Consider the following 22,845-nt stretch of genomic DNA (forward strand, 5'->3'; position numbering starts at 1 on the left):
ATCACGATCCACGGCCGGGCAGCACGCGCCAGCGCTGAACGAAATAACCGGGATGCGTCTCGATCCACTGGGCTACCAGCGATTGCGCCTGCATGAAGGCGGTCCCGGGATTCATCGCCAGGCCATCCACCATCTGTTCGCGTTGTTCACAGGTCTGCGGCACATCCGTCAGGCAGACCATCATAACGAGCGTGTAGAGCATTACCCCTTGTCCCCTTCGATTCCCGAACCCCATGCCCGGGAGTTTCCGTGATACCGACCAGTCTGCAGGGATCGCACATACGGATCACTTACGGGTGTGAAAGGAACGTGGCCCCCGCTCTTTCGCGCCGCAATATAACATGGCGCTAATCTAACGCCAACGACCGCAGGGCTCGGTCGCGGACGCGCGCGCATCGAAGATGCGCGTCCGGCTGTGCCAGTGCCAAAAAATGTGACTCCTGGAACGCGCTCTCGCATGGGCTCGACCGAAACAGGAATATCATTGTTGTCGACCTCAGACCGGCAGTCCGTTCTGCTTTCGCAGGCTCTTGTCGAAAGCGGATGCGGGGACGAAACGGCGCAGGAAACTGACCTGGCGCGCCATTTTTCCAGCCGCATAGCGCCTCTTCGGAGCGGGATCGGTCGCAGCCACCAAAACGGTCCTGGCCACCACTTCCGGCGCATCGCCTTTTTCCATCGCTTTCCGCACAGCTGCATTCATGCCGGCGCGCGCAGAGTCATAGATGTCAAGCAACTGATCCGGCCTGGCGAGATTTTCTTCAAATGAGGTGCGGGTATAGGCGGGCTCCACCAACACGACGCGAATTCCGAAAGTACGCAGTTCGTGGTCGAGCGATTCGGAATAGCCCTCAACGGCATGCTTGGTCGACGAATAAAGCGCGAAATAGGGAGCTGGAATGAACCCCTGCACCGAGCTCAAATTGACGATTCTGCCCTTGCCTTGGCGGCGCATTGTCGGCAACACCGCTTTGGTTACTCGCATAACGCCAAAGACGTTCACGTCAAACAACGACTTGGCCTGGGCCATCGAGGACTCCTCCGCGCCACCAAGCAGGCCAACGCCGGCATTGTTGACAAGCAGGTCGATGCGCCCGGTCTCGGCCAGCACGTCCTGGACAAGTTTCGCCACGGACGTGTCATCGGTTACGTCACAGGCCAGCATGGTAACGCCATCGGATCGGTCGACGACCGCGCGACGGCTGGTTCCGAACACGCGAAAGCCCGCGTTCAGCAGGGCTTTGGCCGTTGTGTGCCCGATACCGCTGGATGCCCCCGTCACCAGGGCGACGCCTAGATTGGTCTTGTTCATGGAGGTCACTTCTTTCTTCGTTTTGGATTGGCGTGGGAGAAGCACGAAAGCTCGGAGCGAAAGGCGTCAATCATGAGCGCCTCCGGTACTCGCGCCGGCCAGATCATCCGTCCAGCGCCGGAACAGCGCGCTGGCATTAACGCCTCCGAAGCCGAAGCCGTTGGAGATTGCATAGCCCATCGCCATCGGCCGGGCCCGGTTTGCGACGAAGTCGATCCCGTCGCCGGCCGGATCGGGAGCGCTCAGATTGAGGGTCGGCGGTGCCATCTGATCCCTGAGCGCCAGGATTGCGAAGATTGCTCCGAGCCCGCCGGCGGCTCCGAGCAGGTGTCCGGTCGCCGATTTCGTTGCACTGACAGCTATCGCGAAATCGCGCCCGAACACGCTCTTGATCGCTTCGATCTCACCCAGGTCGCCCACCGGCGTGGAGGTCGCATGGGCATTGAGATGACGAACCTCGCGGGGCGAAATCCCTGCTTGGGCGATTGCGATCTCCATGGCCCGGCGCGCACCGTCGCCGTCCTCGGGACCGGAGGTGACGTGATGAGCATCCGCCGTCGTGCCGTAGCCGACAAGCTCGGCCAGCGGTCTTGCGCCGCGCGCCAGCGCGTGGCTCAATTCCTCGATGACCAGCATGCCGGCTCCTTCGCCCATGACGAAGCCGTCCCGCGACTTGTCGAACGGTCGGGAGGCCTCATCAGGACGGTGATTAAAGGACGTCGAAAGCGAGCGTGCCGCGGCAAACCCACCGAGGCTGACAAGATTCATGCATGCTTCCGTCCCGCCGCACACGGCAATATCGGCCTCGTTGGCGCGGATTAGGCGAGCCGCATCGCCGATCGCCTGAATGCCGGCCGCGCACGCCGTCACGGGTGCACCGAGCGGACCTTTGAAGCCATAGCGGATCGAGACGTGGCCTGCCGCGAGGTTCACCAGGAAGGACGGCACCGTAAAAGGTGATAGACGGCGGACGCCGCGCCGGTCGACCGTGCGCACCGCCTCGGTTATGGCCGGGAACCCGCCGACGCCCGAGGCGATGATCGTGGCCGTGCGCAAGCGATCCGCTTCCGAGACGGGGGCCCATCTTGCTTGGGCGAGCGCCTCTTGTGCTGCGGCCAGCGCAAAGAGAATGAACCGGTCTACCTTGCGCTGATCCTTCGGCGGAAGGATGGCTTCCGGATCGAAACCAGCGTCCGGATCTTCTTCTGTGGAGGGCACCACCCCGCCGACCTTCGCCGGCAGGTCGCACACCACATCATCCGCAAGCCTCCGGATGCCCGAGCGGCCGGCCAGGAGACGCGACCAGGACGTTTCAACATCGGCAGCAAGGGGCGTAACCGCTCCCATGCCCGTAACAACAATCCGTCGCATCTATTTTCCTGTCAGTTTGGGCGCGCCGCAGGCGCCGCGACGCCGTTCAAGTGCCGGCTGATTCACGAACCTGATTGGCCGCCGCATCCAGAAAGGCCTGCGCGAGGTCAGGATCGTTGATGACGCGCGATAACATCAGCGCACCGACCATCGTCGAGAGAATGGCCATGGCCCTGCCATCGAACTCCCCGTCACTGGTCTCAGCAATGAAACGGCCGAGGATCTCGAGATGCTCCTTGATCCCGGCTTCGAACGGCGCTTTCACGTCCTTGCCCTGTCTGGCGGCATCCGAGCCGAGCGCCACGATCGGGCAGCCGTCCATCTTTTCTCCGCGATGGTCCATACTGAGGTAGAACGCGATCACCGCGCCAAGCGGATCATCAGGGTTTGCCGCAGTCGCGGCCGACCATCGACGGGTGGCGCTCTCCATCGCCCGCCTGGACGCCTGCGCCGCCAGGTCGTCCTTGGATGCGAACTGCTTGTAAAACGCGCCTTGGGTCAGTCCGGCACCCTTCATCAGATCCTTAAGGCCGATACCATCAAAGCCGCGCTCCCGAAAAAGGCGGCTTGCCACGTTGATTACGGTTTCTCGGTTTTCTGCGGCCCGGGTACGACTTACGCGCATTGTTGACCTCTTTTTTTGATTGCGTTCGTAATCTATAGCCTATATAGAGTTCGAACGCAATCTAAAAAGGAGATACGAAATGATCCGCAAAACCTTAAGCGCATCGCTCCTGGCTGCGCTGTTTCTTGCGGCCCCGGCTTTTGCCGAGGAGGCCACCATCGGACGCCCGATCGAGGGCGGCAGCCTGCACGAGGGACACCTTGACATGGTGGTCTACTACGTCCCGGTCGACGGCGGCCTCCTGGAGGTCACCGCCACCTTCGCGCTGAAGACCGGGGGCGATCCGCTGCGCGTCGTCATGGGTCTCGCCGACGACGACTCCGTGGCCTTTTCCATGCCGGGCCACCAGGACTCGCTCTACGCGTTCTCAAGGTCCGGAGATGAGGTGACGGTCTCGACCGAGACTGACATGCATCTGCGAGCCGACGCGACAATACGCTGAGCCGAAGTTCAGACCGCAGCCGGCGTGCTGCTGGCCGTGGGCTCTCGCGTCCGCTCGGCTCGCCAGACGGTGCCTCGATCACGCCATCGAATAAGTTTGGGGAGAGGTCAAATGCTATACAGTTATTTTGTCGAGAAATCGATCCGAGAGAGCTTCGACCACGTCAACAACCATCGCTGGGATGAGGCGGTGAAGGCACTCGCGCTGCATGTCCATCACCGCGTTTCCGGCGCCCACGCGCTTGGTGGTGAGCGCCACGACAAAGAAGCCATGCGCCGCTGGTTTGAGCGCCTCGGCCGCGTCCTGCCCAATCTCCATCTCACGGTCAACCACATCTGGGTGAAGGGCTGGCCGTGGCATACTACCGTGTTTGCCCAGTGGGACGGCACCGCAACGCTGCTCAATGGCGACGCGTCGTACGTCAACCGTGGTCTCCACGTGTTCACCCTGCAGTGGGGCAGAGTCTATGCACTTGAGGAATTTTACGATTCACAAGCAGCGGCCGGCGGTCTTGCCGCCCAAGCGGCAGCTGGCCTCGAAGAAGCTGTCGCCGAACCAATTGTAGGCTAGCAGACGCTCAGTCAAAGCCCACCCGTTCCGTGAACGCGGGGGGCGCTACCGCGTGGGCCAGCGCTTGGAGGGCGGTCGCCTCGGCTCCGCAAATGCGTGCCACCAGCGATGCCTCGGCTCGTGAACATCGGTCAGGAGGTCACAGCCGCCGCTGATACACACCATCGTTTATCTGAAGCGTTTGCCTGGACCGCGCGCCCTAACTCGCGCGACCTCTACTGCTCAGTTCCTCGTGCGGATAGAGCTTGCCGAACAGTGGCAGGTACATCGCGCCCTTGCGCATCAGAAAATCGTGGAAGGTCGCCATCGCCGGCGAGATCGCGTGATCGCTGCGCATCACCGAAAACCATTGCCGACGGATCGGCATGCCGACGACGTCGAGGATGACCAGCCGGCCAGCTTCGGTTTCGGCAGCGATGGTGTGGGCAGAGATGAAGGCGATGCCGAGCCCGGCCATCACCGCCTGCTTGATGGTCTCGTTCGAGCCCATCTCGACGCCGAGATCGTCGATGCGGCCGGGCACGTCGCTCAAAAATATTTCCAGTGAGATGCGCGTTCCGGAGCCGGGCTCGCGAATGAGGAAATGCTCCTCGGCGATCCGCTCCTTGGAAATGTCGCGTGCCGACGCCAGCGGGTGGTCGGGCGGTGCGATGATGACCAGCGGGTGATCGCCGAAGACCGAAGCACGCACCGGGATTTCCTTGGCCGGGCGTCCCATCAGCGCGATATCGATGTCGTGGTTCTTCAGATTGTCGATCGTCTCGGCGCGGTTGCCGATGGCAAGGCGCATGTCGATATCGGGATGTTCCTTCATGAAGGCGGCCATCAGCCGCGGTGCGAAATATTTGGCCGTGGAAACGACGCCGAGCCGCAAGCTGCCGGCGCGCACGCCCTTGATTGCATCCATCTTGTCTTCGAGCAGACGAAGCCGCTCCTCGATGGCCTGTGCCGTCTCGACGAAGGCCAGACCTGCGGCAGTGGGACGCATGCCGTCCGACGTCCGGTCGAACAAGGCCAGTTGGAACTCCTCCTCCACCTGCCGCAACTGGATCGTCACCGCTGGAGGAGACAGGCCTAACACCTTGGCCGCGCTGACGATTTTTCCGTGGCTGATGATTGCCTGAACGGTCTTGAATTGCTTAAGCGTGAGGTTTCTCATATGGCATACTAAAATTTTTTTACTGCCCGAGTAAAGTTATTGAATTTTACTTATCCAGCGTCGTTTGTTCTCCTTTCCCAATCCAGCCGACCCGAGGAGAGGCGGCTGGATCGGGAGGTTACGATGCCAGCGGCAACGCTCGACGCTTTTCTGAACTCCTATCTTGGCGAGCCGGACGAACTGCGCTCCGCCGTCGTAGCGACCATCCGTCAGCTGACGCAGGCGGCCACCACGATCCGCAACACCATCAATCAAGGGGTGCTCGGCACGGCCTTTGCGGGAACCCGCGGCGCCAATGCTGACGGCGACATCCAGAAGGATCTCGATGTCTTCGCCGACGACATCTTCCTCGACGCCATGCGCCACGCTCCGGTCGCGCTCTACGCTTCCGAGGAACTGGAGCAGCCGGTGCTGCTCGACAGGCAAGCGCCTCTTGCCATCGCCATCGACCCGCTCGACGGCTCTTCCAACATCGACACCAACGTGTCGATCGGAACGGTCTTCTCGCTCCTCCCTGCAATTGGTGCGCCGGATGGGAATCCGGCCGCCTCGTTTTTGCAGGCAGGCGTGAACCAGCTGGGCGCCGGTTTCTTCATCTACGGCCCGCAGCTGGCGCTGGTTCTGTCGCTCGGCAGCGGCACCCATGTCTTCGTTCTCTCGACCAGGCTCGGCACCTTCGTCCAGGCCTATGAGAGCCGGGTCATCCCCCAGCGTACCCAGGAATTCGCCATCAACGCCGCCAACTACCGGCACTGGGACGAGGCGGTGCGGCTCTACATCGACGACTGCCTTGAAGGCACCGAAGGCCCACGTGAGAAGGACTTCAACATGCGCTGGATCGCCTCCCTGGTCGCGGACTGTTACCGCATATTGATGCGCGGCGGCGTGTTCCTGTATCCAGGCGACAAGCGCAAGACTTACCGCCAGGGGCGACTGCGCCTCGTCTATGAGGCAAACCCGATCGCCTATCTCGTCGAACAGGCGGGCGGTGCCGCCACCGATACGATCACCCGCATCCTCGAAATCGAACCAGAGAACCTTCACCAGCGCGTGCCCATGGTTTTCGGATCGGCGCGGGAAGTCGCGCGCATCACCCGCTACCACACCGAGCCGAGCGCCATCGGCGAGCGCGCGCCGCTGTTCAGCCGCCGCGGCCTTTTCAGGGCCTGAAGACCATGTCGGCAAAGCACCCCATCATTACCATCACCGGGTCGTCGGGCGCAGGCACCACCTCTGTCAAGCGCATCTTCGAGCTGATCTTCCGGCGCGAGAACATCGGGGCCGCCTTCATCGAAGGCGATGCTTTCCATCGCTACGACCGCGCCACGATGAAGGCGAAGGTGGCCGAGGAGGAAAAGGCGGGCAATCCGAATTTCACCCACTTCCATGCCGAGGCCAATGAACTGGCAATCCTCGAAGAGGTATTCGAGGAATATGGCCGCCGGGGAACCGGAAAGACCCGCACATACATCCATGATGAGGATGAGGAGAAGCAGTACGGCACGCCGCCGGGACATTTCACCGAATGGCGCGAATTTCCGCCGAGCGACCTGCTCTTCTACGAGGGCCTGCATGGCTGCGTCGTCACCGACAAGATCAACCTGGCCAGGCACGCGGATCTCAAGATCGGCGTGGTGCCGGTCATAAATCTCGAATGGATCCAGAAGATCCATCGCGACCGCGCAACGCGCGGCTATTCCACCGAGGCAGTGATGGACGTGATCCTGCGTCGCATGCCGGACTATGTCCGCTACATCGTCCCGCAGTTTTCGCAGACCGCCATCAACTTCCAGCGCGTGCCGATCGTCGACACGTCCAATCCATTCATCGCGCGCTGGATACCGACGCCCGACGAATCGATGCTGGTTATCCGCTTCGCCAATCCCCGCGGCATCGATTTCCCCTACCTGCTTTCGATGATCCACGACTCGTTCATGTCGCGGCCGAATTCCATAGTGGTGCCCGGCAACAAGCTCGACCTTGCCATGCAGCTGATCCTGACGCCGCTCATCCTGCAATTGATCGAACGCAAGAACCGTGTGTCGTGAGGAGGACGCCATGAACAGCCAAGCAGCAGCACTGAAGCCCGTCGCCGCCGTCTCGGAGCGCGACATGGCCAACGCCATTCGCGCACTGGCGATGGACAGTGTCCAAAAGGCCAATTCCGGTCATCCGGGCATGCCGATGGGCATGGCCGATGTCGCAACGGTGCTGTTCAGCCGCTTCATCAATATCGATCCGTCGGCCCCCAACTGGCCCGATCGTGACCGCTTCGTGCTGTCGGCCGGGCACGGCTCGATGCTGCAGTATGCGCTGCATTACCTGCTAGGCTTTGAAGACATGCCTATCGAAGAATTGCAGCGGTTTCGCCAGCTGGGCAGCCGCACCGCCGGACATCCGGAATATGGCCATGCGCTTGGCATCGAGACGACGACCGGCCCGCTTGGACAAGGCATTTCGACCGCTGTCGGCATGGCGCTGGCGGAGCGCATGCTTGCTGCCCGCCACGGCGCCGATCTCGTCGACCATTTCACCTACGCGATCGCCGGCGACGGCTGCCTGCAGGAAGGCATCAGCCACGAGGCGATCGATCTTGCCGGTCACCTGAAGCTCTCCCGGCTGATCGTCTTTTGGGACGACAATGCGATCTCGATCGACGGGCCCACTTCCCTGTCGACATCGATGGACCAGCCGGCGCGGTTCAAAGCCGCTGGATGGCATGTCCAGTCGGTGAACGGCCACGACACCGAAACCGTTGCGGCGGCAATCGAAGCGGCGCAGCAATCGGACCAGCCGTCTCTGATCGCCTGCCGCACGGTGATCGGCAAGGGAGCGCCTAATCTGGGCGGTTCGGAAAAGACGCATGGCGCGCCGCTGGGCGATGCGGAGATCGCCGCGACGCGCGAAAACATCGGCTGGGCCTTCGCGCCGTTCGAGGTGCCGGACGATATCCTTTTCGCCTGGCGCGAGATTGCCGGCCGCGGTCAAGCGGCACGCCGCGCCTGGGAGCAGCGGCTTGCCGCCTCACCACGGCGGCAGGCCTTCGAGAGCGCGGTCGCTGGCGCCCTGCCCGACGCGGTCTTCGAAGCACTCGGCGCTTTCCGCAAGGAGCATGTCGGGAAGGCCACCAAGGTTGCAACGCGAAAAGCCTCGGAAATGGCACTCGCTGCGATCAATGGCGCAACCGAACTGACCGTCGGCGGCTCCGCCGATCTGACGCATTCGAACCTGACGATCACCAAGGGTATGAACCGCATCGCGCCGGGCGACTACGCCGGCCGCTACATCCACTATGGAATCCGCGAGCACGGCATGGCCGCAGCCATGAACGGCATCGCACTGCATGGCGGCTTCGTGCCTTATGGCGGCACGTTCCTGTGCTTCGCCGACTATGCGCGCGGCGCGATGCGGCTCTCGGCGCTCATGGGCCAGCGCGTCATCTATGTGATGACGCATGATTCCATTGGTCTCGGCGAGGACGGCCCGACCCACCAGCCGGTCGAGCACCTGGCGATGCTGCGGGCGACGCCAAACCTCAACGTCTTCCGCCCGGCCGACATCATCGAAACGGCGGAGTGCTGGGAACTGGCGCTGAGAAGCGAGAAGCGGCCGAGCGTGCTGGTGCTCTCGCGCCAGAACCTGCCGATGCTGCGCCAAGCACCTAGCGGCGAGCCACACAGCGACGAGAACCGGTCGAGCCGGGGTGCCTACATCCTGCGCGAGCCAGCCGGGCACCGCGCGGTGACGCTGATCGCCACCGGCTCGGAGGTCGAAATCGCGGTTGCCGCCGCCCTACGGCTGGAGACCGAGCACGGCGTCGCCGCGGCGGTTGTCTCGATGCCGTGCTGGGAGCTTTTCGAGGAGCAGGACGCCGGCACCCGCAAGGCCGTCCTCGGCTCGGCGCCCCGCATTGCCATCGAAGCCGCAGCACGGCTCGGCTGGGACCGCTGGATCGGCGACACCGGCACTTTCGTCGGCATGGCCGGTTTCGGCGCCAGCGCCCCTGCCCCGGATCTCTACCGGCATTTCGACATCACGCCCGAAGCCGTCGCGGCAGCGGCGCTGAAGCTCATCATCTAGGAGAAACCGACAATGGCCCGCATCACCCTTCGCCAGCTTCTCGACCATGCCGCCGAGCACGGCTACGGGGTGCCGGCATTCAACATCAACAACATGGAACAGGGCCTCGCCATCATGGAGGCCGCCAGGGCCTGCGATGCGCCGGTCATCATCCAGGCCTCGCGCGGCGCCCGCTCCTATGCCAATGACATCATGCTGGCCAAGATGATGGAGGCTTTGACCGAAATCCATCCGGCCATTCCGCTCTGCATCCATCAGGATCACGGCAACAACGAGGCCACCTGCCTGTCGGCGATCCGCCACGGCTTCACCTCGGTGATGATGGACGGGTCATTGATGGCGGACGCCAAGACGCCGGCGAGCTACGACTACAACGTCGCCATCACCGAACGTGTCGCACGCATGGCGCATTGGGTCGGCGCTTCGGTCGAAGGCGAGCTCGGCGTGCTCGGCTCGCTGGAAACCGGCCAGGGCGAGGCCGAGGACGGGCACGGCGCCGAAGGTGCGCTTTCCCATGACCAGCTTTTGACCGATCCCGACCAGGCGGTCGACTTCGTGACCGCCACCCGGGTCGACGCGCTGGCGATCGCCTGCGGTACCTCACACGGTGCCTATAAATTCAGCCGCAAGCCTGACGGCGGCATCCTGGCCATGCAGGTGATCGAGGCGATCCACGAAAAGCTGCCCAACACGCATCTGGTCATGCACGGGTCTTCCTCCGTGCCGCAGGAACTGCAGGACATCATCAACAACTATGGCGGCGAGATGCCCCAGACCTTTGGCGTCCCGGTCGAGGAAATCGAGCGCGGCATCCGCTACGGCGTGCGCAAGGTCAACATCGACACCGATTGCCGAATAGCCATGGCCGGGCAGTTCCGCCGCGTTGCGACGGAGGACCCGCGCGAATTCGATCCGCGTAAATTCCTGAAACCCGCCATGGACGCCCTGCGCGACCTTTGCCGCGATCGCTTCGAACGCTTCGGCACCGCAGGCCACGCGTCGAAGATCAGGGTGATCGCCATGGATGAGATGGCGAAACGTTACGCCGCAGGAAAGCTCGACCCCCAAATCGCAACCGCGAAAGCCGCCTGAGCGGCAAACAGGAGACCTGCCATGAACAAGATCGACATGCCCTCAGCAGGCACGCTCAAGGAAGGCAAGGAACGCTACAGGTCGGGCGTCATCCCCTACAAGAAGATGGGCTACTGGGAGCCGGACTACCGGCCCAAGGAGACCGACCTGATCGCCATGTTTCGGATCACGCCGCAGCCCGGCGTCGACCACGAGGAGGCGGCCGCCGCCATCGCCGGTGAATCCTCTACCGCGACATGGACCGTGGTGTGGACCGACAGGCTGACCGCCTGCGAGCTCTACCGCGCCAAGGCATTCAAATCCGAGCCGGTGCCGAACACAGGTCCAGGCACCAGGATCGAGCAACAGTACTTCGCCTATATCGCCTACGACCTCGACCTGTTCGAGCCCGGCTCCATCGCCAACCTGACTGCATCGATCATCGGCAACGTGTTCGGCTTCAAGGCCGTCAAGGCCTTGCGGCTCGAGGACATGCGCATCCCGGTGGCTTACCTCAAGACCTTCCAGGGCCCGGCGACCGGCATCGTGGTGGAACGTGAGCGGCTCGACAAGTTCGGCCGGCCGCTGCTCGGCGCGACGACGAAGCCGAAGCTTGGCCTGTCAGGCCGCAACTACGGCCGCGTCGTCTACGAGGCGCTGAAGGGTGGCCTCGACTTCGTCAAGGACGACGAGAACATCAACTCACAGCCCTTCATGCATTGGCGCGACCGTTTCCTCTACTGCATGGAGGCAGTGAACAAGGCGTCGGCCGCCACCGGCGAAGTCAAGGGCCATTACCTCAACGTCACCGCCGGCACGATGGAGGACATGTACGAGCGCGCCGAATTTGCAAAACAGCTTGGCTCCTGCATCGTCATGATCGACCTCGTCATTGGCTACACAGCGATCCAGTCGATGGCCAAGTGGGCACGCCGCAACGACATGATCCTGCACCTCCACCGGGCCGGCAACTCGACCTATTCGCGCCAGAAGAACCACGGCATGAATTTTCGCGTCATCTGCAAATGGATGCGGATGGCCGGCGTCGATCACATCCATGCCGGCACGGTGGTCGGCAAGCTGGAAGGCGACCCGCTTATGATCAAGGGGTTTTATGACACGCTGCGCGAGGAGCGCACGCCGCAGAACCTCGAAACCGGGCTGTTCTTCGATCAGGACTGGGCCTCGCTCAACAAGGTGATGCCCGTCGCCTCCGGTGGCATCCATGCCGGCCAGATGCACCAGTTGATCCATTATCTCGGCGAGGACGTCATCCTGCAGTTCGGCGGCGGCACGATCGGCCATCCGGACGGCATCCAGGCCGGCGCGACGGCCAATCGCGTCGCGTTGGAGGCGATGATCCTCGCCCGCAACGAGGGCCGCGACTATCTGCGCGAAGGGACCAAAATCCTCGAACAGGCGGCCAGATGGTGCACGCCGCTCAAGGCGGCCCTGGAGACGTGGAAGGACGTCACCTTCAACTACGAATCGACCGACACGGCCGACTTTGTACCAACCGCAACGCCGAGCTTCTAGACGAAAGGAACCGTCGCCATGATGACCAATCCCGGAAACAAGGTCACGCAGGGACAGTTTTCGTTCCTGCCCGAGCTAACCGATGAGCAGATTTCAGCGCAGATCAAATACGCACTGAAAAACCACTGGGCGGTCAGCGTCGAGTACACGGACGATCCACATCCGCGAAACACCTATTGGGAAATGTACGGCAACCCGATGTTCGACCTGAGGGACCCGGCGGGCATCCTGCTTGAAGTCAACAATTGCCGGAAAGCTATGCCCAACATGTATGTCCGGGTCACCGCCTTCGATTCGACCAAGGGCTGGGAAGCACCGCGCATGTCATTCATCGTCAACCGGCCACCCAATGAACCCGGGTTCCGGCTGCTGCGCCAAGAGCGTGACGGCCGCAGTCAGGGCTATTCGATCGTGCCTTATGCGACCGACAGGCCCGAAGGCGAACGGAGCTAGGCGAACCATGCTGGACGCGATAGCAAAGAGCGCTGCCGCGCAGGGCGAATCGGTTGATCTACAGGCCGAGTTCGAGGCGTCCAACATCGACGAGGTGATGGACAAGCTCGACCGCGAACTCGTCGGCCTGAAGCCCATCAAGAACCGCATCCGCGAGATCGCTGCGCTGCTCCTGGTCGACCGGCTTCGCCGCAAGTTCGGGCTGATCTCTGGCGCACCGACGCTGCACATGAACTTTACGGGAAATCCCGGTACCGGAAAGACCACCGTGGCGCTCAGAATGGCCGAAATCCTGCATCGTCTTGGCTATGTCCGCGAAGGGCACATGGTCGCGGTGACGCGCGACGATCTCGTCGGCCAGTATGTGGGCCACACCGCGCCCAAAACCCGCGAAGTGATCAAGCGCGCCATGGGCGGGGTGCTTTTCATCGACGAGGCCTACTATCTCTACAAGCCCGAGAACGAACGCGACTACGGCCAGGAATCGATCGAAATCCTGCTGCAATGCATGGAAAACAACCGTGACGATCTGGTTGTGATCCTTGCCGGCTACAAGGACAAGATGGACCGCTTCTTCGACAGCAATCCCGGCATGCGCTCGCGCATCGCCCATCACCTCGATTTTCCGGACTACGGCGTCAGCGAACTCAAATCAATCGCCGAGATCATGCTGGCGGAACAGAATTACCGTCTCAGCGAAGCGGCGGCCAAGGCGCTCGAAGAGTATCTCCCGATCCGCATGCGGCTGCCGCATTTCTCCAACGCCCGCTCCGTTCGCAATAGCCTCGACCGGGCGCGGCTTCGCCAGGCCAGCCGGCTTTTCGCATCGCGCGACCGGGCGTTGACGAAAATCGATCTTATCACCATTGAGGAATCCGATATTCGCGGCAGCCGCGTGTTCGCGGAAGGTAAGCTCGAAGGCGAACCGGAGACGAAGGCGCGCTGACAAGATGACGGCGGTTGGTGTGCAGCGACCGGAAACGGACGACAGAATGGGAGCCGACGACCATGGATACCAAGACAATCATCGCGCCCTCGGTGCTTTCCGCGGACTTCTCGCGGCTCGGCGACGAGGTCGAAGCGGTCGTCCGGGCGGGTGCCGATTGGATCCATCTCGATGTGATGGATGGCCATTTCGTGCCCAACATCACCTTCGGTCCGCCGGTGGTCAAGGCGATCCGTAATCGAACGGACAAGGTCTTCGACTGCCACCTGATGATCGCGCCGGCCGACGCCTATCTCGGCGCCTTCGCCGATGCCGGCTGCGACATCATTACGGTGCATGCCGAGGCCGGACCGCATCTCGACCGTTCGCTGCAGGCAATCAGAAATCTCGGCAAGAAGGCCGGCGTGTCGCTGAACCCGTCAACGCCGGAAAGCGTCATCGAATATGTACTCGACCGGCTCGATCTGGTGCTTCTGATGACGGTCAATCCGGGCTTCGGCGGCCAGGCCTTCATTGCGGCGGTCGTCGATAAGGTCAGGCGGGTCAAGGCGCTGGTCGGCCATCGTCCGATCGACATAGAGATCGACGGCGGCGTCACGCCCGAAACCGCTCCGCTTGTCACCGCGGCCGGTGCCAGTGTGCTGGTCGCCGGCTCGGCCATCTTTAAGGGCGGCACCGAGGCGGCCTATCGCGCCAATATCGGCACCATCAGGCAGGCGGCCGACGGGGCGATCCGGAAAGCGGCGTAAACCATTTCATCGGAGGAAATCTTGGCGGCAATCCCACCTGTCTGCGATTTCGGCTGGCGAGCCATCGACGCCGTTTTGCCCGGCGTCGACGGCACATCGCATTCGATCTTAAGCCACGCCGGCCCGAACGGGCTGGTAGTGGCCTTCATCTGCAACCACTGCCCCTATGTGAAGGCGGTGATTTCACGGATGGTGCGCGACGCCAATGACCTCAAGGCCGAAGGCATCGGCTTTGTCGCGATCAACTCCAACGATAGCGACGCCTATCCAGATGATTCCTTCGACAACATGAAGCCCTTTGCCAGGACGAACGGCTTCACTTTCCCCTATCTCCACGACGAGCACCAGACGGTGGCGCGCGCCTACGGAGCCGTTTGCACCCCGGATTTCTTCGGGCTCAACAGCGAGTTGACGCTGCAATATCGCGGCCGGCTGGACGCGTCGCGACGCGACGCCGAATTGCCCGGGCTGAGGCGCGACCTGTTCGAGGCGATGAAGCAAGTTGCCCGAACCGGGGACGGACCGCTTGACCAGATCGCTTCGATCGGCTGTTCGATCAAGTGGAAGGGTGCCGCATGAACGTCGGCGCAGGCAGGCCGTTTCGCTCGCCCAAGGCGATCCTGTTCGATCTCGACGGCACACTGGTCGATTCGGCGCCTGATATTGCGGCCGCCGTCAACGAATTGCTGGCCGGCCGCGATCTGCCGCCGCTGCGGCTGGATCAGGTCAAGGCCATGATCGGCGGCGGCATCAGGAAACTGGTCGAAAGGGCCGTCGCGGCTTCCGGCACGCCGCTCCTCGGCATCGCACTCGATGAGGCCAACCGCGTCATGGCGCCGATCTATCGCAGGCATCTGACCGGCCGCACGAGGCTGATGCCTGGCGTCAGGGAGGTTCTCACGCACTTGCATTTGAGCGGAATAGCCATGGCCGTGGTGACCAACAAGCCGCAGCTGGCGGCTCGCGAAATCCTGCTGCATTTTCGGCTGACGGAATATCTCGGCGCGATCGTCGGCGGAGACGCGGTGACATCATTGAAACCGGCGCCAGACGCGCTGTTGCTGGCGCTCGACCTGCTTCAGGTCGAACCTCGTGACACGCTGATGGTCGGAGACAGCAGCGCCGACGTGGCCGCCGCCCGCGCCGCCGGCATGGCCGTCATTCTGCTGCGTGGCGGATACAGCCAAATTCCCGTTGAAGAGCTTTGCGCCGACCTCGTTTGCGACAGCCTGTTCGATCTGCCGTCAGCGATGCAGAGGCTGCAAGACGCTGCGTGACCCCATGCGCAAAGCCGAGCCAACGCCGGCCGAGCGCAGTCCAACGGCCGGCGGTACCGCGTTATTTTGAGAATTGTTTCAGATAAGCAATGACGTTGGCGATGTCCTCGTCTTTCTTGAGGCCGACAAACGCCATCTTGGTTCCTTTGACCATCGCCTTGGGATCGCGAAGGTAGGTCGTCAGCGTGGCCTCATCCCATTTGACGCCGGACTTGCCGGCCTCGGTCATGGCCTTGGAATAGCTGAACCCCGGATGCGTCCCGGCCGTTCGGCCGATAACGCCGTTCAAGGACGGACCGATCTTGTTCTGATCCTTGTCTGCGACGTGGCAGACCTTGCATTTGGCAAACACCTTCTCACCCGCCGCGGCATCCTGTGCCTGAGACTGGGTAGTGACAAAGGTGGCGACGGACACGGCGGCGAAAAATGCGACTGCGCGCATGGCATTTCCTCATTGATCGTGTGAGTGCCCGGGACACTTTACGCGTGTCGATGCCTTGATCGCCGGCATTCGTTTTAAAGCGGGAGAGCGAACTATTCGTCCTTCCTCCCCGGACTGGCAGCACCTGCACGCCTCGAAAAGCTAGACTGCCGATGAAAGAAGTCAATCGTACAAAGGTCCTGTTTCGTTTCCCGACTGCGCGAAGGGAAGTGTGTAGCGACACGCGGTCCACATCATTGACGCCTGTTGGCCGAACGCGTAGCCTCACTCCAACCGGTTTGCTGTTTGGGCACCTTCAGGAATCCGCGCAACTCCAAAGCACGAACTCTGGAGAGTTCGCCGCGCAGGCGACGATAAGTGCCAAATGGACATGGTCGATCTCATATTAACGGTGTGCCTTAGCGCCAATCCGGGCAATTGCCGAGATGAACATCTCTATTTCGAGAGCCGCGGCTCTCTGTTCCAATGCATGTTCCTGGCGCCCGCCGAGATCGCAAAATGGTCTCAGGAACGTCCGAGTCTCAAGGTCGTGCGCTGGAAATGTGCCGTTCCGAGCAAGGAACGAGCGATTTGATCGACATTCCTGGTTCGTCGACGACCCTAAAAGAGGAGACGCCATGATGATTTCGCGGCGCACGACGCTGCGCTTGGCGGCTCTGGGGGCCATCCTCGCCTCAAAGCCGGTTGCCGTCTTTGCGGCCGCTAAGGTCCGAATTGGTGTCCTGAAGTTCGGCACCGTGAGCTGGGAACTCGATACGTTGAAACGCCACAAGCTCAACGAGGCCAACAGGATCGATCTGGAAATTGTCTACTTCGCCGGGGAGGATGCGACCAACGTCGCCCTGCTGGCCGGCGCGATCGACATGATCGTGACCGACTGGCTGTGGGTCTCGCGCCAGCGCTCCGAGGGCGGCGACCTTACATTGGCCCCTTATTCGACCGCCGTGGGGGCAATCATGGTGAAGGAGGAATCGCCGATCCGGACGCTCGCCGACCTCAAGGAAAAGAAAATCGGTGTCGCCGGCGGCCCGCTCGACAAGAGCTGGCTGCTGGTCCAGGCGCTGGCCAGACGCGATCACGGCCTCGACCTGCCGACAGCCTGTGACGTCGTCTTTGGCGCGCCGCCGCTGATTTCTGAAAAGGCGGTGCAAGGCGAACTCGATGCCGTGCTCAATTTCTGGCATTTCTGCGCCCGGCTCGAGGCCAATGGCTTTCGTCGGTTGATCGGTGCGGATGACGCGACGAAAGCGCTTGGTGCCTCGGGCCCCGTGTCGGCGCTCGGCTACGTCTTCCACGACCAATGGGCGAGCGACAATCCGGATGCCGCCCAGGGCTTCTTGAAGGCATCCAAGCAGGCCAAGGACTTGCTGGCCAAATCCGATGATGAATGGCTGCGCCTGGCGCCGCTCATTCGAGCAGAAGGCAAGGAGCTGGAAAAACTGCGCGACCGCTATCGCCAGGGCATCCCAAGACGGCCGGTCGCCGAAGAAGCGGGCGATGCGGGCAAACTCTATCACGTGCTGGCCGCGATAGGCGGCGAAAAGCTGGTTGGCAGGGCGCCCGAGATGGCGCCCGGCACGTTCTGGCCGGAACTCGCGAAATGACCGCAACGGAAGACAAGTCGGGTCGATCCGGCTTTGCGACGGTGCTGACGCCAGCGCTGACGGTAACGGTTTCCCTGATTGGACTTTGCCTGCTGTGGGGCCTCGCGGCTCATCTGTGGCAAAGCCGTGCTTTCCCCCCACCAGGGCAGGTCTGGCAGGTCCTGCTCAGGGAAGCGGCGAGCGGTGACCTTTTTTATCATCTTGGCGCGACGCTCGGACGAGTTGCTGCGGCGTACGTCGTCGCAATGATTATCGGCTCGGTCATCGGCGTCATCCTCGGCAGCTACCGCGGTGCGGACCGGTTCTTCAGTCCGTGGGTGGTCCTGTTTCTCAACATTCCAGCGCTGGTGGTCATCGTGCTCGCCTATATCTGGTTCGGCCTCAACGAGGCGGCGGCGATTGGCGCAGTTGCCGTGAACAAGATCCCGAATGTCGTGGTGACGATGCGCGAAGGCGCCAGGGCGTTTGATCCGCGTTATGCCGAAATGGCCGCCGTCTACCGCTTCGCCCCACTCGAGCGCATCCGCCATGTCCTGCTGCCGCAACTGCAGCCCTATTTTGCCGCGGCCTCGCGGTCCGGCATCGCCCTCATATGGAAGATCGTCCTGGTGGTCGAACTGCTCGGCCGCTCCAATGGCGTCGGTTTCCAGATCTATCTCTATTTCCAGCTCTTCGACGTCGCCGCCATTCTTGCGTACACGCTGGCTTTCGTGGCGGTGATGCTTGTCATCGAACTTCTCCTGGTGCAGCCCATTGAACGACATGCAACCCGTTGGCGCCGCCGTCCCGCTTAGGGTCGACATCGCCGAAAAGACCTTCAGGTCCGCGCAAGGCGTGTCGATCACGGCGCTACAGGGTCTGTCCTTCGAGGTCCGGCCGGGCGAATTCGCTTGCCTGTTTGGGCCGTCGGGCTGCGGCAAGACCACGACGTTGCGCATCCTGCTTGGACTGGACAAAGACTTTTCCGGCTCTTTCCAACTGCCGCAAGGCGGCTCGAACCGCATCGCCGCCGTGTTCCAGGAGCCTACTTTGCTGCCATGGCGCACGGTGGAGCAGAATGTCAGGCTGGCGCTGCCGAAAAGCCTAAGAGCGAAGAGTCTCGACGAGCTGTTTGACACTCTCGGCCTCGCTGGCATGCGCTCGCTCTATCCGGCGGAGCTTTCGCTCGGCCTTGCGCGCAGGGCAGCGCTTGCCAGGGCCTTCGCCACCGAACCGGCGGTACTTTTCCTGGACGAACCCTTTGCCTCCCTCGACGAACAGACCGCCGAGCGGCTTCGGCAATTGCTTTTGACCGTGTGGTCGGCGCGGCCTACGACCGCCCTGATGGTAACGCACAATCTGCGCGAGGCACTGATGCTGTCGGACCGCATCATCGTGCTTGAGCAGCGCCCAGCCCACGTGCTCGGCATGTTCGACGTAAGAGTGCCGAGGCAGCATCGCAATCCACTGGTGATGAGCGACCTTTTGCGGTCATTCCAGCAAAAATTTCCGGGTGTGGCCTGATCGCCTTACGGCTCGAATGCGGATTGCAAGGTATTTTGCAGCCAATAGCCAATAGAAACGGCGAGACTGTGAGGCACCGCCACGCGCGCCTGTTTCGCCTGATTAAAAGCAACGTACGTCGGCTTCAGCCTGCGCGCGTTTCAGTTCCGTGCGCGCCGCCTTCGCTGGCGCGCTTTCGCGAAACAACCCTGCGGCCTCCCCTGTCGTCAGCGACATGCTTTTGAAGGTCTCCGCCCTCTCATAGTGATCGTAAGGAAGGATCGAGGCGATAACATCGATCGAGCAGGAACAGCTTTCAAGCGCCTGACGTGTCTGGCCATTTGTTTGCATGCAGCCGAGCACGTAGTCGGCAATCGTTGCCGTCGGGTAGTCTCCCGCGGCGTTGGCCAAGTTCGCAAAAGCCAGCGTCGCCGCAAAGGCCACCGGCAAGGTGAGAGATCCAACAGACCTTATCATGAGGAACCTCCAGTTGGCCTGGACACCATGCGTCCAGACGGGATCATCGCTCCAATTGGCGACGTGCCGCAAAGCCAGTCAAGCTCCCATGGCCTGCGTATAGGACCAAAGGAGGAATGCCCTATCGACCGACAAGAGCCAGCTTCATGACCCCCTGCGCACCCTCCTTCACGCGTTCATTTCATGCGTCGCTCACTATCGGCAGCCAGCGAGACGCCCACATACTTACTCGTAGGTGCCCCGCAGAATATATCGAAATAAAGTCAAATGTGTATCACCTCGAGAATACGCGAACAATATGTTTGCTATATATATCGCGGCTGGCGGTCATCCTCTTATTAGTTTTTCACGCGGCGCTTATTTTAATTATTTCTAAATATTGCATCGCACCATATCGATATTGCAGCGCAGCGACCCATTGTAGGTTTTTGCTTGCCTGGCCTTTTACGATGACATAGCTTTTTCCTGTTTCCGGCTTCAAGAGCGCCACCGTCATCAGGGAGCGGCGGCAGTCTTTCGAAGACCAAGGGGGGCGGGCGGTAACGGTGCCCTCTGCTTCGGGGTAGGTCGTGACAGCTGCCGGAAAATAACTTCCCAACATGAATTGCTTGGGCAAGCCCTTGTGGGGCTTGACGGTCGATTCTTCACTGCGAACCCGGGAGGATTTTGGATGCGTGTACTTGCGAAAACTACCTACATTCTGACGACCGCGGCGTTTTTATCGCTCGGCGCTGCCTATACGGCTTCGGCCAATGAAGACCTTGCAAAGCTCGCATCGGATGCGAAGAACTGGGCGATGCAGACGGGTGACTACGCCAACACCCGCTATTCCAAACTCAACCAGATCACTGCCGACAATGTGAAGAACCTGCAGGTCAAATGGAGCTTTTCCACCGGCGTGCTGCGCGGTCACGAAGGCGGGCCGCTGGTCATCGGCGACGTGATGTATGTCCACACGCCTTTCCCAAACAACGTCTATGCTCTGGACCTCAAGAATGACGGCAAGATCCTGTGGAAATACGAGCCCAAGCAGGACACGAACGTCATTCCGATCATGTGCTGCGACACGGTCAATCGCGGTGTTGCCTATGGCGACGGCAAGATCATTCTCAATCAGGCCGACACCACCGTCGTCGCGCTCGATGCCAAGACCGGCAAGGTCGTCTGGTCTGTCAAGAACGGAGACCAGACCGACGGCGGAAAGGGCGAATCCGGCACGTCGGCACCCGTAGTCATCAAGGACAAGGTGCTCGTGGGCGTCTCCGGTGCTGAATTCGGTGTTCGCGGCTGGCTGGCCGCCTACAATCTGAAAGACGGCAAGCTCGCCTGGAAAGCCTATTCGGAAGGTCCTGATGCAGACACCCTTCTCGATCCCGAGAAGACCACCCATCTCGGCAAGCCTGTCGGAAAAGATTCCGGCACGAACACCTGGGAAGGCGAACAGTGGAAGACGGGCGGCGGCACGACATGGGGATGGTATTCCTATGATCCCAAGCTGAACCTGGTCTATTACGGCACCGGCAATCCCTCGACCTGGAATCCGGTCCAGCGCCCAGGCGACAATCGCTGGTCCATGACAATCATGGCTCGCGATGCGGATACCGGTGTTGCCAAATGGGTCTACCAGATGACCCCGCATGATGAGTGGGACTATGACGGCATCAACGAGATGATTCTCGTCGATGGCATGGAAGTCAACGGCGCCAAGCACGACGTGCTGGTGCATTTCGACCGCAACGGCTTTGCCTACACAATGGATCGCGCCACCGGCGAACTTCTCGTCGCCAAGAAATACGATCCGGCAGTGAACTGGGCGACGGAAGTCAACATGGATCCCAAGAGCGACCAGTATGGCCGCCCGCAGGTCGTCGCCAAGTATTCGACCCAGCAGAACGGCGAAGACACCAACTCGACCGGTATCTGCCCGGCCGCGCTTGGAACCAAGGACCAGCAGCCGGCCGCCTACTCGCCGAAGACCGGGTTGTTCTACGTGCCGACCAACCATGTCTGCATGGACTATGAGCCTTACAAAGTGAGCTACACCGCCGGTCAGCCCTATGTGGGCGCCACCGTGTCGATGTATGCGGCGCCTGGCGGTGACGGTAACATGGGCAACTTCATTGCCTGGGATGCAGCCAAGGGTGAGATCGTCTGGTCGAAGCCCGAGCAGTTCTCGGTGTGGTCGGGCGCATTGGCGACAGATGGCGACGTCGTCTTCTACGGTACCCTCGAAGGCTACATCAAGGCGGTCGATAAGGACGGCAAGGAACTCTACAAGTTCAAGACCCCGTCCGGCATCATCGGCAACATCACGACCTACGAGCATGACGGCAAGCAGTACGTCGCCGTTCTGTCCGGCGTCGGTGGATGGGCCGGTATCGGTCTGGCAGGGGGGCTGCTTTCGCCCGACAACGCCGCTGCCTGGCATGGCGCCGTCGATCAGGGCCGTGCGCAGGGCGACGAGACCGCGGTCGTTGGAACCGCTGGTCTGGGTGCCGTCGGCGGTTACGCGGCACTTGCCGACTATACGACGCTGGGCGGGCAGCTCACCGTCTTCGGCCTCCCGGACTAATAACCGGGAAGAGCCTTACGACTAGGTTCGAAAACGAGAGCCCGGGTCACCCGAAGCCGGGAACCGGGCTCTCGATTGCGCGCCCACCCAACACCGATTAATGCCGAGCACGACGGCAGCCAGTGTCCCTGGCAAATGAAGGAAGAGCCTGAATGATCGTTCGCATTGCAGTTTCCGCTCTCGCTCTGGTCCTGCTGCCTCTGGCCAGCTCAAGTCCGGCAAGGGCCGAAGACAGCATGGAAAAAGCCAAGGCGGTGAAGCAAGAAGGGGGCAAATATTTAGATGCGGACGGAAATCCGACCTACAAGATCGAAAACGGAACCGTCGATTGGTATACGTTCAGCGGGTACCGTCGGTATCACTCCGATTGCCATGTCTGTCACGGACAGGACGCAACAGGTTCGAGCTATGCGCCTGCCTTGGTCAATAGTCTGAAAACCATGGATTACGCCACGTTCCTGTCGATCGTCGCCGAGGGCCGCAAGAATGTCGGCGGCGGCAAGGAAAACGTCATGCCTGCCTTTGGCGACAACAAGAACGTCTATTGTTACCTGGACGATCTCTACGTCTATCTGCGCGCGCGCGCCGATGGCGCGGCACCCCGCGGCAGGCCGCCCAAGCACGAAAACAAGGCTCAGGCAGCCAAGGATGCCGAAGCATCCTGCATGGGTGGATGA

The 22,845-nt window shown here is 61.6% G+C and carries 26 protein-coding genes; 18 read left to right on the forward strand and 8 right to left on the reverse strand.

Annotated features, from left to right (window positions below; translation table 11 throughout):
* Nucleotide 1: 1 nt before the first annotated feature.
* From NKI52_RS28325 to NKI52_RS28340, 4 genes are all read right to left on the reverse strand, one after another.
* Nucleotides 2-202 carry a hypothetical protein gene (locus NKI52_RS28325; protein WP_023678847.1) on the reverse strand — a complete coding sequence of 67 codons (201 nt, stop codon included), beginning with the start codon at nt 200-202 and terminating at the stop codon, nt 2-4.
* A gap of 294 nt (nt 203-496) precedes the next feature.
* Nucleotides 497-1,312: an oxidoreductase gene (locus NKI52_RS28330; RefSeq protein ID WP_352700413.1), complete on the reverse strand. Its 816-nt coding sequence runs from the start codon at nt 1,310-1,312 to the stop codon at nt 497-499.
* Between the two features lie 66 nt (nt 1,313-1,378).
* The gene (gene fabF / locus NKI52_RS28335; RefSeq protein ID WP_352578012.1) at nt 1,379-2,683 is read right to left on the reverse strand and encodes a beta-ketoacyl-ACP synthase II; all 1,305 of its coding nucleotides are present in this window, start codon (nt 2,681-2,683) and stop codon (nt 1,379-1,381) included.
* Nucleotides 2,684-2,729: 46 nt separating this feature from the next.
* Complete coding sequence (locus NKI52_RS28340; RefSeq protein ID WP_352700414.1) at nt 2,730-3,308, reverse strand: TetR/AcrR family transcriptional regulator; 579 nt, start codon at nt 3,306-3,308, stop codon at nt 2,730-2,732.
* Between the two features lie 79 nt (nt 3,309-3,387).
* On the opposite strand from NKI52_RS28340, the gene NKI52_RS28345 reads away from it, so the two are divergent.
* Together NKI52_RS28345 and NKI52_RS28350 are read left to right on the forward strand one after the other, a co-directional pair.
* Nucleotides 3,388-3,750 carry a hypothetical protein gene (locus NKI52_RS28345; RefSeq protein WP_352700415.1) on the forward strand — a complete coding sequence of 121 codons (363 nt, stop codon included), beginning with the start codon at nt 3,388-3,390 and terminating at the stop codon, nt 3,748-3,750.
* Nucleotides 3,751-3,861: 111 nt separating this feature from the next.
* Entirely contained in the window at nt 3,862-4,320 is a 459-nt protein-coding gene (locus tag NKI52_RS28350) for a nuclear transport factor 2 family protein (protein ID WP_023678842.1), read from the forward strand.
* 199 nt (nt 4,321-4,519) lie between these two features.
* On the opposite strand, the gene NKI52_RS28355 is transcribed toward NKI52_RS28350, so the two are convergent.
* On the reverse strand, nt 4,520-5,479 hold the full coding sequence (locus NKI52_RS28355; protein ID WP_352700416.1) for a LysR family transcriptional regulator: 960 nt from the start codon (nt 5,477-5,479) through the stop codon (nt 4,520-4,522).
* 123 nt (nt 5,480-5,602) lie between these two features.
* Between NKI52_RS28355 and NKI52_RS28360 the strand changes: the two genes are divergently transcribed.
* The 10 genes from NKI52_RS28360 (at nt 5,603) to gph (ending at nt 15,591) form a co-directional block, all read left to right on the forward strand.
* Entirely contained in the window at nt 5,603-6,649 is a 1,047-nt protein-coding gene (locus NKI52_RS28360; protein ID WP_352692469.1) for a class 1 fructose-bisphosphatase, read from the forward strand.
* Between the two features lie 5 nt (nt 6,650-6,654).
* Nucleotides 6,655-7,527, forward strand: coding sequence for a phosphoribulokinase (locus NKI52_RS28365; RefSeq protein ID WP_023678839.1), 873 nt, complete (start codon nt 6,655-6,657; stop codon nt 7,525-7,527).
* Nucleotides 7,528-7,537: 10 nt separating this feature from the next.
* Nucleotides 7,538-9,559, forward strand: a complete 2,022-nt coding sequence (gene tkt, locus NKI52_RS28370) for a transketolase (protein ID WP_352700417.1) — start codon at nt 7,538-7,540, stop codon at nt 9,557-9,559.
* Nucleotides 9,560-9,571: 12 nt separating this feature from the next.
* Nucleotides 9,572-10,651: a class II fructose-bisphosphate aldolase gene (gene fba, locus NKI52_RS28375; protein ID WP_352700418.1), complete on the forward strand. Its 1,080-nt coding sequence runs from the start codon at nt 9,572-9,574 to the stop codon at nt 10,649-10,651.
* Nucleotides 10,652-10,672: 21 nt separating this feature from the next.
* Entirely contained in the window at nt 10,673-12,166 is a 1,494-nt protein-coding gene (locus tag NKI52_RS28380) for a ribulose-bisphosphate carboxylase large subunit (protein WP_084641467.1), read from the forward strand.
* Between the two features lie 18 nt (nt 12,167-12,184).
* Entirely contained in the window at nt 12,185-12,619 is a 435-nt protein-coding gene (locus NKI52_RS28385) for a ribulose bisphosphate carboxylase small subunit (RefSeq protein ID WP_023678835.1), read from the forward strand.
* 7 nt (nt 12,620-12,626) lie between these two features.
* Complete coding sequence (gene cbbX, locus NKI52_RS28390; protein WP_023678834.1) at nt 12,627-13,565, forward strand: CbbX protein; 939 nt, start codon at nt 12,627-12,629, stop codon at nt 13,563-13,565.
* A 62-nt stretch (nt 13,566-13,627) separates the two neighbouring features.
* The gene (rpe, locus tag NKI52_RS28395; RefSeq protein WP_023678833.1) at nt 13,628-14,314 is read left to right on the forward strand and encodes a ribulose-phosphate 3-epimerase; all 687 of its coding nucleotides are present in this window, start codon (nt 13,628-13,630) and stop codon (nt 14,312-14,314) included.
* Nucleotides 14,315-14,335: 21 nt separating this feature from the next.
* A complete protein-coding gene (locus NKI52_RS28400; RefSeq protein WP_352700419.1) occupies nt 14,336-14,893 on the forward strand; it encodes a thioredoxin family protein in 558 nt (185 codons plus the stop codon).
* A complete protein-coding gene (gph, locus tag NKI52_RS28405; protein WP_352646192.1) occupies nt 14,890-15,591 on the forward strand; it encodes a phosphoglycolate phosphatase in 702 nt (233 codons plus the stop codon). The genes NKI52_RS28400 and gph overlap by 4 nt, the downstream gene beginning before the upstream one ends.
* 61 nt (nt 15,592-15,652) lie before the next feature.
* Here the strand turns inward: gph and NKI52_RS28410 are convergent, their stop codons facing one another.
* A complete protein-coding gene (locus tag NKI52_RS28410) occupies nt 15,653-16,033 on the reverse strand; it encodes a c-type cytochrome (protein WP_352578022.1) in 381 nt (126 codons plus the stop codon).
* A gap of 364 nt (nt 16,034-16,397) precedes the next feature.
* Here NKI52_RS28410 and NKI52_RS28415 point away from each other — a divergent pair, with 364 nt between their 5' ends.
* Genes NKI52_RS28415 through NKI52_RS28430 form a run of 4 tightly spaced genes read left to right on the forward strand, consistent with a single transcriptional unit; the run spans nt 16,398 to nt 19,140 of the window.
* Entirely contained in the window at nt 16,398-16,607 is a 210-nt protein-coding gene (locus NKI52_RS28415) for a hypothetical protein (RefSeq protein WP_352700420.1), read from the forward strand.
* Nucleotides 16,608-16,650: 43 nt separating this feature from the next.
* The gene (locus NKI52_RS28420; protein WP_352700421.1) at nt 16,651-17,637 is read left to right on the forward strand and encodes an ABC transporter substrate-binding protein; all 987 of its coding nucleotides are present in this window, start codon (nt 16,651-16,653) and stop codon (nt 17,635-17,637) included.
* Nucleotides 17,634-18,431 (forward strand): ABC transporter permease, encoded by a 798-nt coding sequence (locus NKI52_RS28425; RefSeq protein ID WP_352700422.1) that lies wholly within the window; start codon nt 17,634-17,636, stop codon nt 18,429-18,431. The genes NKI52_RS28420 and NKI52_RS28425 overlap by 4 nt, the downstream gene beginning before the upstream one ends.
* Nucleotides 18,400-19,140 (forward strand): ABC transporter ATP-binding protein, encoded by a 741-nt coding sequence (locus tag NKI52_RS28430; RefSeq protein WP_352646369.1) that lies wholly within the window; start codon nt 18,400-18,402, stop codon nt 19,138-19,140. Before NKI52_RS28425 ends, NKI52_RS28430 begins: the two co-directional genes overlap by 32 nt.
* Before the next feature lie 102 nt (nt 19,141-19,242).
* On the opposite strand, the gene NKI52_RS28435 is transcribed toward NKI52_RS28430, so the two are convergent.
* Nucleotides 19,243-19,596 (reverse strand): hypothetical protein, encoded by a 354-nt coding sequence (locus NKI52_RS28435; protein WP_023678826.1) that lies wholly within the window; start codon nt 19,594-19,596, stop codon nt 19,243-19,245.
* A gap of 346 nt (nt 19,597-19,942) precedes the next feature.
* The gene (locus NKI52_RS28440) at nt 19,943-20,197 is read right to left on the reverse strand and encodes a hypothetical protein (protein WP_352646198.1); all 255 of its coding nucleotides are present in this window, start codon (nt 20,195-20,197) and stop codon (nt 19,943-19,945) included.
* Nucleotides 20,198-20,392: 195 nt separating this feature from the next.
* Between NKI52_RS28440 and NKI52_RS28445 the strand changes: the two genes are divergently transcribed.
* Nucleotides 20,393-22,168, forward strand: a complete 1,776-nt coding sequence (locus NKI52_RS28445) for a methanol/ethanol family PQQ-dependent dehydrogenase (RefSeq protein ID WP_502897815.1) — start codon at nt 20,393-20,395, stop codon at nt 22,166-22,168.
* A 152-nt stretch (nt 22,169-22,320) separates the two neighbouring features.
* The gene (locus NKI52_RS28450) at nt 22,321-22,845 is read left to right on the forward strand and encodes a c-type cytochrome, methanol metabolism-related (RefSeq protein ID WP_352700424.1); all 525 of its coding nucleotides are present in this window, start codon (nt 22,321-22,323) and stop codon (nt 22,843-22,845) included.

The sequence above is a fragment of the Mesorhizobium sp. M0590 genome (assembly GCF_040320905.1).
Lineage (GTDB): Bacteria > Pseudomonadota > Alphaproteobacteria > Rhizobiales > Rhizobiaceae > Mesorhizobium.